The sequence below is a fragment of the Enterococcus sp. CWB-B31 genome (assembly GCF_020567645.1).
Lineage (GTDB): Bacteria > Bacillota > Bacilli > Lactobacillales > Enterococcaceae > Enterococcus_L.
The window spans coordinates 1-12,621 of sequence record NZ_JAJDJW010000009.1; the positions used below are offsets into that span (position 1 = coordinate 1).

9 protein-coding genes are annotated in these 12,621 nt (G+C 38.3%); 3 read left to right on the top strand and 6 right to left on the bottom strand.

Translation table 11 applies throughout. The features are described from left to right. Positions 1-144: 144 nt before the first annotated feature. Both LI954_RS09470 and LI954_RS09475 read right to left on the bottom strand, forming a co-directional pair. Positions 145-834, bottom strand: coding sequence for an ABC transporter ATP-binding protein (locus LI954_RS09470; protein ID WP_202067460.1), 690 nt, complete (start codon positions 832-834; stop codon positions 145-147). Between the two features lie 13 nt (positions 835-847). Next, positions 848-2,386 (bottom strand): ABC transporter permease, encoded by a 1,539-nt coding sequence (locus tag LI954_RS09475; protein ID WP_229444343.1) that lies wholly within the window; start codon positions 2,384-2,386, stop codon positions 848-850. Between the two features lie 176 nt (positions 2,387-2,562). On the opposite strand from LI954_RS09475, the gene LI954_RS09480 reads away from it, so the two are divergent. Beyond that, positions 2,563-3,570 (top strand): serine hydrolase, encoded by a 1,008-nt coding sequence (locus LI954_RS09480; protein WP_420705976.1) that lies wholly within the window; start codon positions 2,563-2,565, stop codon positions 3,568-3,570. A 273-nt stretch (positions 3,571-3,843) separates the two neighbouring features. After that, positions 3,844-5,769 (top strand): heavy metal translocating P-type ATPase, encoded by a 1,926-nt coding sequence (locus LI954_RS09485; protein WP_229444396.1) that lies wholly within the window; start codon positions 3,844-3,846, stop codon positions 5,767-5,769. Between the two features lie 328 nt (positions 5,770-6,097). Here LI954_RS09485 and wecB read toward each other — a convergent pair whose 3' ends face one another. Further along, complete coding sequence (wecB, locus tag LI954_RS09490) at positions 6,098-7,195, bottom strand: non-hydrolyzing UDP-N-acetylglucosamine 2-epimerase (protein WP_229444344.1); 1,098 nt, start codon at positions 7,193-7,195, stop codon at positions 6,098-6,100. A 470-nt stretch (positions 7,196-7,665) separates the two neighbouring features. Here wecB and rpsT point away from each other — a divergent pair, with 470 nt between their 5' ends. Next, positions 7,666-7,920, top strand: a complete 255-nt coding sequence (gene rpsT / locus LI954_RS09495) for a 30S ribosomal protein S20 (RefSeq protein ID WP_229444345.1) — start codon at positions 7,666-7,668, stop codon at positions 7,918-7,920. A 795-nt stretch (positions 7,921-8,715) separates the two neighbouring features. Here the strand turns inward: rpsT and holA are convergent. From holA to LI954_RS09510, 3 genes are read right to left on the bottom strand one after another with little or no spacing between them, the layout of a single operon-like run. After that, positions 8,716-9,744 carry a DNA polymerase III subunit delta gene (gene holA, locus LI954_RS09500; protein ID WP_202067455.1) on the bottom strand — a complete coding sequence of 343 codons (1,029 nt, stop codon included), beginning with the start codon at positions 9,742-9,744 and terminating at the stop codon, positions 8,716-8,718. Positions 9,745-9,793: 49 nt separating this feature from the next. Then, positions 9,794-12,118 carry a DNA internalization-related competence protein ComEC/Rec2 gene (locus tag LI954_RS09505; protein ID WP_229441060.1) on the bottom strand — a complete coding sequence of 775 codons (2,325 nt, stop codon included), beginning with the start codon at positions 12,116-12,118 and terminating at the stop codon, positions 9,794-9,796. Further along, a complete protein-coding gene (locus LI954_RS09510) occupies positions 12,090-12,593 on the bottom strand; it encodes a ComE operon protein 2 (RefSeq protein ID WP_202067499.1) in 504 nt (167 codons plus the stop codon). Before LI954_RS09510 ends, LI954_RS09505 begins: the two co-directional genes overlap by 29 nt. Positions 12,594-12,621 lie beyond the last annotated feature (28 nt).

Here is a 12,621-nt window from a genome sequence, read left to right on the forward strand (position 1 = left end):
GAGTCGTGAGTAATTGTGGTGCTAGCGGGAGACCTTTCTTCAGTGGGCCTTTCAGGCTCTGGCCGGTAATAGAGGCTTTCAGCCGCAGAGCAAACCTCCAGTTCACACTGGAGGTTTTGATTGATGTTCCAATGTTCCGCCTGTTCAACTGACAGCTTCGTTGGCTTCCTTATTTTTACGCTTCTTGGTAAACTTCTGATTTTTCAGTTCAAACACTGTATCACATGCATTTGCTACATCCTGTTCATGCGTTACAATAATGATACATTTATGCTCTTCATGAGCAACCTTTTGAAAAAGTTTAACAATGTCCTCAGATGTTTTTTCATCCAGATTCCCTGTCGGTTCATCCGCTACAATCAGCTCATGATCACAGCATAATGCACGAACAATTGCTACCCTTTGTTGCTGTCCACCGGATAATTGAGTCACATTTTTCTTTGCCAGTGCTTCATCAATACCGACTGCAGCCAAATGTTCAAGGGCACGGCCCCTTCTGTCATCCTTTTTCAATCCTGAAATAGCCATAGCAGTAAGAACATTTTCCAATGCTGACATATAAGGAAGTAAATTATAGGCCTGAAAAATAATCGATACATCATTTCGGCGGTAATTTCTCAAACCAATATTTTTTAAAGATTCTCCATTGTATTGAATCGTTCCGGTTTTTGGTACATCCAATCCTGAAATCAGTGACAGAAAAGTTGTTTTCCCTGATCCGCTGGCACCTAAAATAGCGTACATCTTCCCCTTGTGAAATTCCAGATCCACATCTTTATATAAATATTCTTCTTCCTGTTTGTACCAGTATCCTACATTTTTAGTTTCTAACATTTATTTACCCCTCCTATGTTGTCAAAATTTTACGCGGCTGCAGCCGAATAATTCCAATTGAAGATAACAGAATTGACCCAAAACTGATCATCAGACCCATTCCAGCCAGCATTGCAATTTGTTCTGCAGTAACCTTAATATCCATATCTTCAATTTGTGCAGCTGCTTCCTGTGAGCTTGCTCCAAGACTTCCAAAGTTGCCAGGACCACCGCCCATATTACCTTGTTGACCTCCTGGACCTCCACCTGCCATTTGAGCATTATCATTACCATTCGCGGCTGTCTGACTTGATTCTGTCTGCTGCTGAATCAGCTGTTCACCAACAACATTTCCGACAACATTTCCACTAACAGAGGCAACTGCTAATGCAATCAACATACAAACAAATATTTCAGTAAAAAATTGCATAATGACTTTTGCCCTTGCTTCACCCATTGAAAGCAGAACACCAATCTCATATCTTCTTTCACGAATTGTCATCATAACAATCAGTGTCAGAATAATTACACCTGCAACAGCAACCAAAATCACAATATTTCTTGCAAAGCTTGCTACATTATTTAATGGCTGCAGCATAGACTGATACATTTGATCATTCGTTTGCAGACTAAAAGTGTCAGTATCAATCAGTGCTTCTGCTTCTTCGACAAATGCCTCCATTTTTTCAGGATCAGTCAGGCTATAACTTGCTGAATCAATTGTCCCTTCTGAATCATCCCCCTTAAGTGTATTGGCAAATGTATACGAGCTGTACAAAGTATTGGATGGGTTCAGAAAATTGAACATCATCCCCATGCTGCTCCCGCTTTCTGACGTTTCAAAAATTCCCTTTACAGTAACTTCATAGGTAGTGTCTTCGTCATCAGGACTTGTAATAGTAAATGTGTCACCTACACTTAATTCATTGGCATCCGCTAATGTCTGCTCAATAACAACATTATTTGTATCCTCATCAGCAGAACTTATTACCTCTCCCTCAACAATAGTGGAAGTACCCTCAGAAAATCCTGAATACATGGATAGATCCATCACACCAGTTACCTGAAAATCGCTTTGCATCATTGCAGCACCGTCACCGGTCTGTTCGCCTCCACCCATCATTCCGCCGCCTCCGAAGCCGTTCGTGCCGCCTTCAGCTGTTTCTGTTGACGCAGAATCTGTTGTTTCGTCTTCGCTGGAAATTGGTATGATATCATCCGTCGCTCCTGCAGAGGATGAAGAAATAAATGAGTAGCTTTTAACGTTATCCAATGCAGCAATCTTTTCTGCATCCTCCAGATTTACCGGTGTTACGCTAAAACTTCCCGGATCAAATCTTTCGCTGCTTCCGTCAGAGCTTTCAGCTCTCTGTATACTGCTCTCTCGGTTGGTACTCAAGGTTACGGTTGCTCCTACACTTTTCTTTGCGTTTTCAGTTGCTGTCAAGGCTGCGCTTCGAATAGTCAGCCCTGCCAAAACAAATATTAAAATCGCTGAGAACACAGCGCTCAGCAGTAATGTCCGTCCTTTCTTTGCTTTCATACTTAACAATGCCCGTCTAATAAAATCCATAAAAATCCTCCTAGCTAGATAATCCTTTCGGAACTATCATTACTTTATTCCTGCCAACTTAAATAGAACTTAAAATTTCATAACAAAATTTCACCTTGCAAAAAAAAGGTAAAGATGTTTAAATGGAACTGTCTCAATTTATTTATAGAAAGGACAGTACATTGGTTAAAAAGAAAATGAGCCTATATGGAGTGGTTTTCCTTGTCTGTTTGTTTCTAATATTCACCTATTTCTTCTCAACGAATACAGTTGATTATGCAAAAGAAGAGAAAATAACACAGACTTCTGAACCCGATATAGTGATAGAGCCTCCTGCTCAGCCCATTGCAGGAAAACAGGAAAGTAATCCTGAAACAGCCATTGAAATAGTTGATGCTGAAGAGCTGGACGTTTTTTATGATCAAATACAAACGATTATCAATAAAGCTTCTGTTGATTTTTCCGGAGATTTCGCTGTGACATATATAGACCTGTCAACTGGAAAACAATTGTCAGTTAATGGCGACAAAGAATTCTACACTGCAAGTACCATTAAAGTCCCTCTGGCTATGATGGTTGCAGATAGAGTTAATGAAGGTGTCCTTCACTGGAATGATCAAATTGTTTATAACAAAGAAAGAGATTATGAAGAAGGAACTGGAAAGATAATCAACAATATTCAACCCTCCTATTCTTTAAACACTCTTCAGGAATACAATATTACTTACTCAGATAATATTGCGAAAAATATGCTGTACAGCTTATTTGGCGGAGAAAAACAGGCTAAACGTCAGCTTTACAGATACTTTTTTTCTCGTGAAACAGATGTAGAAGATGTCCAGTTTACATCGGAAGAAGCCGCTTCCATCCTTCAGATACTTTATCAGGAAAAAGCTGAAAATGCTGAATACCAAAAAATTTATGATTATATGAAAAAGACTGTTTTTCACGAACGCTTGGAAACCTCATTAACGGAAGGAAAAGTCGCACATAAAATCGGTTCTTACGATAACTATATTCATGATATTGGTATTTTGGAAACTTCACATCCATTTATTCTTTCTGTTTTTACAAAAGAAGAAGTTTCCGGAACCGGTGCAGAAGCTATTTCAAGACTGACAGATCAACTATGGAAGCTTCAGTCTGAACACTACCCTTCTTCTGCCGCTTCGCCTCAACAGCTGATACAACAAGCAGGTGCATAAAAAGTAGAGACCTCTGAACATTCAATAATACATGTTCAGAGTTTTTTTGTGCGCCGATCATTATTTTTTTATCCGTTGCCTTTCCCCTTTTACTGTTCTTTTATCCCCCTAACAGTTGATAATTATTATCATTATGGATTAGAAATATCATAAATAAAAATACATAAAAACAAAGATTTTATCTAATTGATAACTACTATCGTTCTCAATTAGACATATTTATTATCAATTACAATTAAATTTATGCTACTCTTTATACAAGGAGGGATTATGATGAAATTATCAAAAGAAAAACAAGCAGTATTATCCACTGTTTTTTGTTTTCTATTTATGATCACAGGTCTGCTGTTAGAAAAATCAGGAAGTTCTATCTATCCAATCAGTTTTGTTTTAGCAATAATCAGTGGTGGGGCAAAGCAGACAAAAGAAGGGATTTTAGACACCTGGAAAAATAAACATCTGAATGTGGATTTACTGATGGCACTGGCAGCTGTTGGAGCCTGTATTATCGGCAACTGGTTTGAAGGAGCCATGCTCACTTTTATCTTCTGTCTAAGCGGAGCACTGGAAGAATACGCGACAAACAAAAGTAAAAAAGAAATTTCCAATCTGATTAATATTCAGCCGGAAACTGCCTTGAAGCTCATGGAAGATGGAGAAACGATTAAAATACCTGTCTCTGAGCTGAAACTTAAAGACCATGTATTAGTTCCGAAAGGCTCCAGCATTCCAATTGACGGTATCCTTTTAAGCGGGGACAGTTCAATTGATGAAGCAGCAATCAGCGGAGAATCCATTCCTGTTGAAAAACAAGCCGGTGCTGAATTGTTTGGCGGAACGATTAATTTGGGAGAAGTGTTTACCATGGAAGTCAACAAAAAAAGTGACGATACTCTCTTGGCAAAAATTGTTCGACTCGTTGATGAAGCGCAAAACACGCCATCTCAAACTGCAAGCTTTATTGATAAAATAGAAAATATCTATGTAAAAATTGTACTGATTATTGTTCCCTTAATGATCTTTATTCCTTATCTCTTTCTAGATTGGAGTTGGAATGAGAGTTTCTACCGGGGAATGGTTCTGTTGGTTGTTGCTTCTCCATGTGCGCTCGTAGCCTCAGCAACCCCTGCAACCCTTGCAGCAATTTCAAATGGAGCTAGAGAAGGTGTTTTGTTTAAAGGAGGTATTTATCTCGAAAACATTGCTGATCTGAAAGCAATCGCATTTGATAAAACCGGTACACTGACAAAAGGTGTTCCGGCAGTCACAGATGCACTGTTTTTGACAGAAAATCGTGATGGTTTGAATATATTACTGGCGATGGAACAGCAATCTACCCATCCGCTTGCACAAGCGATTGTGTCATTTTATAAAGATCATAACGAAAAAATCATTGAAGATTTGGTTGTTCATAACATCGTAGGATTTGGGATGGAAACTGTTGTTGAGGGTATCACTTGGCGTGTTGGAAAGCAATCCTTTTCTGATGGAGAACCATTGAAGCCTGAACTTATTCAACAAGTTGAAAAACTTCACAGCGAAGGAAAAACAGTTATTTACCTATTTAAAGAAAAGGAAATTGCAGCTTATTTCGGGTTGCTGGATCTGCCTAAACCGGAAGCAAAGAATGTCTTAGAGTACTTTAAGAATGAAGGAATCCATACAACAATGATTACCGGTGACCATTTAAGAACAGCGCAGGCAGTGGCAGCAGACCTTCCTATTGATGAAATCCATGCAGATTGTTTGCCTGAAGATAAAACAGCCTTAATCAAGCAGCAAAAAGAAAAATATAAGGTGAATGCGATGGTTGGAGACGGGATTAATGATGCCCCTGCTCTTGCAAACGCAACAATAGGCGTGGCAATGGGAGAAGGAACAGATGTGGCGATGGATGTGGCAGATATGGTTTTGATGAAGAATGATCTTGAAAAACTTCAGATGAGCCACCTTTTGTCCAAGAAATTAAAGCGAATTGTTACACAAAATATTATTTTTTCAGCAGCAGTTATCCTTCTTTTAATCCTATCCAACTTATTCCAGGTAATAAGTTTACCTCTTGGAGTTATCGGCCATGAAGGAAGTACCATTCTGGTGATTTTGAACGGTTTAAGATTGCTGAAAACAATTCCGCTTCCCACATCTAAAGATTCAAGTTCTCATGAACAAATGACTGGAAAGCTGATTGAAAATCGTTAATCGAATTGCTGGAACAGCAATAAAAAGAGTTTCTCCCAGCACCCTGACCAAGTTATAAATTATAACAAAAGACCGTTTATAAATGATATTCAATGATAGTAAATGTTAACCTGTATACTTCAATGACAAGAACAAAACAGCTTTAAACCTGTATTAAAAGCTTGCTTCCACGCTTCTTCAAATGCTCGTCACCTATCCAGTAGTCATATATGTAATATTACTGGATAGGCTCCATATTTCTTGGATTAGAAGCATAACTTAGTTTTAATTCATTCAATATGCTATCATTATCAGGAAAAACCCTTTTTATTATCTATGAAGTTCAGCTTTACAGTTCTTTTTCTAAAATATCTGCAATTCTCTGAGATGCATGCCCATCTCCATAAGGATTACTCGCCTGACTCATTTTCTCATACTCAGCAGGGTCTTCCAACAGCCTTTTAAAATTCGCATAAATGGTTTCTTCGTCTGTTCCGACGAGCTTCAACGTTCCTGCCGCAATGCCTTCCGGTCTTTCCGTTGTGTCTCTAAGAACAAGAACCGGCTTCCCCAAAGACGGAGCTTCCTCCTGAATTCCGCCGCTGTCAGTTAGGATCAGGTAGCTCCTGGCAAGAAAATTATGAAAATCAACGACTTCCAAAGGTTCGATTAATCGAATACGTTCCTCTCTGCCCAAGTATCTATTTGCCGTTTCTCTTACCTTGGGATTAAGATGGATAGGATAAATGGCTTTAACATTATGATGTTCATCAATAATTCTGCGAATTGCCTTAAACATGCGTTCCAGTGGTCCGCCCAAATTTTCTCTTCGATGGGCTGTAATCAGAATCAGACGATCCTCCCCTATCCAGTCCAGCTCCTCATGTTTGTATGAAGGTGTCACAGTCGTTTCTAGAGCATCTATTCCAGTATTGCCAGTAACATAGATATGCTCCACTTTCTTCCCTTCTTTTAATAAATGTTCCTTTGCTGTTTCAGTCGGAGCAAAATGAAATTTACTGATTAACCCGGTTGCCTGACGATTAAACTCTTCTGGAAACGGTGAGAAAATATTGTAAGTACGTAATCCTGCTTCTACATGACCAACTGGAATTTGGAGATAGAAACAAGCCAGCCCTGTAACAAAAGTGGTGGTTGTATCTCCATGAACAAGCACTACATCCGGACGTTCTTTTTCCAAAACCTCTTTAATACTAAGAAGTATGTTTGATGTAACATCGAATAACGTCTGATTTTCTTTCATTACAGCCAAATCATAATCGGGCTTCACGTTAAAAACATGTAAAACCTGATCCAGCATTTCCCGATGCTGACCAGTCACACAGACCTTTATGTCCAATTTTTTTCGACTTTTTAATTCATTTACTAATGGACACATCTTAATTGCTTCTGGTCTCGTACCAAAAACTAATAATACTTTTTTCATAAATATACGCCCCTCCTGATAAAGCAGCTCATTTTTTATACTTATACTATTCTTAAATATTATATTGCTGTTTCATATCCATCGTTAATTATAGCAGTTTTTCATCAACTATTTAAGCTTACACATCCTTTTGAAGTTCTTTCATTCTGTCAGCAGGCAATATAGTAGGAGAACAGTCTGCCTCTTCTTCATTTATGGTAATTGAAACGATTCATTCAATCATTACTCCTGTGAGAATTTCTGGAATATACAGCCAGCTATCTGTTATATAATTAAACTTTTTACTTCTACACTTTTAAAGATGAGAAACGAACTGAACCTAACAGTAAAATGAAAAAATTTACTGTTAAGGAAAAAAACTTGTCATCTTTTATTGCAATGAATGATTTGATTCGGTATAATGATTACTGTTGAATTACATTTTGGGCTCGCCTGAATTGTAAGACCTTATTTTATCGGAGGTGAAAGAAATGCCAAATATTGAATCTGCAATCAAACGTGTACGTACTAACGCAAACGCGAATGCTAAAAATTCATCTCAAACAAACGCTATGCGTACAGCTATTAAGAAATTTGAAGAAGCTGTCACTGCTGGAGCTGACAACGTGGATGCATTATATAAAGATGCTGTAAAAGCTATTGATATGGCTGAAACTAAAGGTTTGATCCATAAAAACAAAGCGAACCGCGACAAGTCTCGCCTAAGCAAAAAAGTAGCTAAATAATTGATTTTTAGAAGCTGATTTAAGTCAGCTTCTTTTTTGTAGTACGCCAGGCATGGCAACTACCTAGGTGGTGAAAGTCCACTGCGAGCGTACACATCGACCAATCGCTAGAGAAACGCAAGGTGGTATTCGTGAGGATGAGGCTGAAGGAAGCGTGTATCAAATTCTTGGCTCGACGAACAGAAAGCTGATACCAAGGATCGGTAAGTGGATAAGGTTTCTATACAAACCAAAGTCCAAAAGATGTACGTAAACTTATCGGGTAAATCAGGCGAGTAAAAGAGGAAAGTTAGTTGTCTTACCCTGGGAGATCTCACGAACGATTGAGAAGTCTCCTAGTAAGAAAATTGGGCGAAAAAGGTTTATCGTGAGAAGTCAGCCGAGGTCATAGTAGTGGATTATCCAAAGTTGTTCATGGAGCATTATCCACTAAATGACTAAAGCAAAGAGGAATCCTCTTTGCCTTAGATTATTATCTAAACGTACACACTGCAATATAAGTTGAACCGCCGTATGCCGAACGGCTTGTACGGTGGTGTGAGAGGGGGCGGAAAGTCAGTTAGCTTTTCCCTCTACTCGATTCCAATGATATAACTATTAGAAGGCTTAGAAAAATTCAGATAAAAAGCTGCTTTAACAGTTCCCATAAGCAGGCAGATTAGATTGATTCAATCATTTTCTTTTGGCCTATAAATACAATATATCTTCAAAACAAAATCAGTGATTTTCTGGATATTTACAGACTCAGAAGAACACTGATTTTATTATTTGGAACACTTTTTTCTTATTTGTTTTCTATAAAACCTTATCTGAAATCTTTAGAATAAACAACTCAAATTGTAATTCTTTATCCATTCTTCCAGTTTTGACTGAAAAATCATTTTCCACCAGTTCATCATAAATTTTTTCCAATCTCTGTAATTTGAAGCTGCGGCTTTGCTGCAGACCCAATTTAATTCGATAAGGATGAACCTTCAATGCTTCGGCTATATTTGACTGCTGATAGCCCAGCTGAGACAATATCTTTGTCTGGAGCAGCAGACGTATCTGACTTAATAGGATGGCAGTCAGCTTGATCGTTTCTTCTCCCTGCAGCAAAAGATCCTGATAAGTCTGAATTGCTTTTTCACTATTGCCTGCCAAAATCTCTGCTGTAAGATCAAACACATTATGCTCTAAGGATTTTGGTACCAGTTCTTCCACTATCTCCAAAGTAATCCTTTTATCTTCAGAAGAAAAAAGAAACAATTTTTGCAGCTCTCCCATAATCTTCGTCAATTGGAAATCAGATAAATAAAGAAGCTTATCAAATGCTTTAGGTTGAATCTCATAGCCTTCATTTTTAATAGTTTGCTGAGTGTACTCTTTTAATGCCCGCTCATCCATTGGAGAAACATCAACCACCACCGCCTGTTTCTTTAGGAGTTTGGTTATCTTCTTTCTTTCGTCCAGCTTTTCAACATGTGCCTGAAAAACAACCACTGTAGAAGATGAGGGCTGCTCAAGATATGCAGTTAACTCTTTCATATCATGTTCGACAGGCGCAGCTTTCTTTTCACTGGTTAAAAAATAAGGATTCTCTATAAAAACCAGCCGATGATCCCCAAAAAAAGGTAACGTGTCTGCTTCAGCCAATGCTGCAGATAAAGAGATTTCTTCCATGTCATAAGAAGTTATATTAAATTCCTCTTCTCCTGATTGAAATAAGTGGTTCTGTAATTCTAACTTGAACAGTTCACTCAAATAGGTTTCTGTTCCTAAAACCAAATATAACGGAGCAATCTTACTCTCACGAACATCTTTCAATACTGTCTGCAAACTCATCTGATCCCTCTTTTCTCTTATTTATCCTAACATTCTCAAGTGTCAAAAGCTAGTCTGATCCTGTCACTGTTTTTAATTGCAGATCAGGTGAAAAAAATGACCACTCACAGTAAATCATTCCCTGTTTGTCGGTTCGATATATCTTCATTTTTTCTTCGTTCAGCTTTTCAAGTGTTTCTTCATGCGGGTGGTTAAAATGATTGTTTTGTCCACAGGAAATAACTGCTTCCTGCGCAGAGACAGCCTTTAAAAATTCTCGAGTTGTTGATGTTTTACTACCATGATGTCCGACTTTTAAAATATCTGCTGACAAAGCAGGAAATGCCTCAACCAACTTTTTCTCCCCTGTCTCCTCTAAATCTCCTGTAAACAAAAAACGCTTCTGCATTATATTGGTATAAAGAACAAGTGAATCATCATTGCTTCCTGCGCCAGCTTCCATAGGAGCTAATACTTTGACATCTAACTCCCCAGGTAAATCAGCTTTTGATTTAATGCTATAGAAAGAAGTTCCCTTCCTCTCCATTTCTTGAATTATTTGAAAAAAAGCAGTATCCTGTTCTGCTCCTTCAGAAAAATAAACAGATTCAATTTTTATTTTTTCACTAACAGCCAGCAAGTCGCCCATATGATCTGTATCACTGTGTGTTATAAAAACTTTATCAAGCTTTTTGACCCCTCTGCTCTTAAGAAATGGAATCACCGTATATTCTGCTGGACTTTTCTGCATTGTACGAGTTCTCCACGGCTCGGTCTGAAATGTGATCCTTCCGCCTGTATCAATCAAAATTGACTCACCACCAAAAGGAGCCTGAATGAATATACTGTCTCCTTGTCCAACATCTATAAAAGCTACAATCCCTGACTGCAGCACATATTTCTGAAATAAAAGAAACACCAATATTCCTGTATACACTAAAGCCTTTATTTTCTTATCAGGAAGATAAAACAGAATAAGCAAAACCAGGATAATTTCTGCCGCAAAAAGAATGAACGGTATCTTTCCAATGGCTGCAGAAAAGAACTGCTCCTCACTCATACTGGCAAATACTTTGTTCATTTGAATGAGGCATATTTCCAGCAACTGGCTGAGTATTGTCTTTTTTAAAATAAAAGACAATACAAATCCACTTGTCAAAGCCGGTAAAAGCAGATTTTCAAAAAAAGGAAGTAAAATAAATGTTAAAAGAATCCCAAGCGGCTGCCACTCATAAGTAGTCATTCCCAAGATCGGAATAGTAAAGATAGAAAGTAGTGCAGAGAAAAGAAATTTCCGAAAAATTGGAGAGCTTACCGTTTTTAGCGCTTCACTTAAATAAATAATGGAAAAAGACAGAAAATAACTGTACTGCCCTGCTAAAGTAAAAAGCAGAAAAGGCTGAATGAGTACCGCAAAAAATAAGGTCAAGCTCCAGATATCCAATGTGGAGAGGTGAAGCCGAAAGCGATTGCTGCCTTCTGAAAGATTTTTTTGAAGCAGCGCCCGAACCACACTGACAGAAAAACCTGTAAGTCCTGCGAAAAGAAAAGAAAGCAGCAACTGCCACCAGAAAAATGTCTCTATAGAAACACCCAGTCTGAGCAGCGTGTATCGCAGCAGGTTGGCAAAAAAAGCAACGTGCATACCGGATAAACTGAAAAGATGTAAGATACCCAAGCTTGTAAAAATTTCGTTCAGCTCATCATCTCCTGCTCTTTCTCCAAACAGAAATATCTTACAGTAAACGGCTGTAGTTGGATAGAGTACTTCATTACAATATAGCAACGCTTTTTTCCGAATTACGGACAGTTGCTCAAACAAAGAGAAGAATGGAGCCTTTACATCTTTTTGACTATGAATTTTTTCAATTCTCAGAATCTGATTTATATGATTCTGTCTAAGATATTCTGCATAATCAAAACCGTTTAGATTTGTTTTGCCTGACGGAAGTTCAAAACTTCCTGATACACATACCTCTGCTATTTCTGTCTGATGAAGCCAAAATTGCTGCTCCTGTTCTGAGGACAGCTGGTAAGTTCCCTTTACAATCAGCTGTCTGTCCTCAGTCAAGTCCCCTTCCACCTGTAAAAGATCACCATCTACTTTAATTTTATCAGGATGAATACGCAGAATTTTTTCTGTAACCGGACCTCCAAGCTTCTGTTCAGCCTCTTCTTTAATCAAAACATTAATCGAAATGAGAATAGTAAAAAAACTGCACAGAAAACCCGCATAAATAATCTTACGTTTTCCTGTGCTTACTAATCGGATGATACTGTATATCCATAAGATCAGGGTAATACTATTAAATTGTAGAATCACACAATTTCCGGCAACCGCAAAAAGAATTGGATAAAACCAATAATTAGTCAGTTCCTGAAGCAGGCTCTTCAAATGAGCTGAGTTCCTCTTCTCCTAATTGAAGTTCAGCAAAGTATTTTTTGGATAAGGTTACTTTTTCCGCTACGGCCCCTGCTTTTGAAATCAGTTCAACTGCATAAGGGTCATTTCTATAATCTTTCAGGTAATGAATTTTCTTGATTCCAGCCTGTAGGATCATTTTGGTACATTGCAGGCATGGAAAATGTGTGACATAAATTTCCGCCTGATCTGTTGGAATACCGAATTTTGCGCATTGTAAAATGGCATTCATCTCCGCATGTATTGTTCTTACACAATGACCATCTACGACATAACAGCCGTCGTCAATACAATGAACATCACTGCTGACAGAACCATTGTAGCCTCCTGCGATGATTCGTTTATCCCGCACAATAGTTGCCCCGACTTCCAGACGAGTACACGTGCTTCTTAAGGCCAGCAGCACACTCTGTGCCATAAAATACTGATCCCAAGGTATACGTTCCACTGTCAATATTGCTCCCCTCCATCTCATA

Bases quoted from the DNA above. Each gene is read 5' to 3' on its own strand.
- LI954_RS09470 (WP_202067460.1), bottom strand. From the start codon at position 834: ATGTTAGAAACTAAAAATGTAGGATACTGGTACAAACAGGAAGAAGAA.
- LI954_RS09475 (WP_229444343.1), bottom strand. From the start codon at position 2,386: ATGGATTTTATTAGACGGGCATTGTTAAGTATGAAAGCAAAGAAAGGA.
- holA (WP_202067455.1), bottom strand. From the start codon at position 9,744: ATGAGTTTGCAGACAGTATTGAAAGATGTTCGTGAGAGTAAGATTGCT.
- LI954_RS09485 (WP_229444396.1), top strand. From the start codon at position 3,844: ATGAAATTATCAAAAGAAAAACAAGCAGTATTATCCACTGTTTTTTGT.
- rpsT (WP_229444345.1), top strand. From the start codon at position 7,666: ATGCCAAATATTGAATCTGCAATCAAACGTGTACGTACTAACGCAAAC.
- LI954_RS09480 (WP_420705976.1), top strand. From the start codon at position 2,563: ATGAGCCTATATGGAGTGGTTTTCCTTGTCTGTTTGTTTCTAATATTC.
- wecB (WP_229444344.1), bottom strand. From the start codon at position 7,195: ATGAAAAAAGTATTATTAGTTTTTGGTACGAGACCAGAAGCAATTAAG.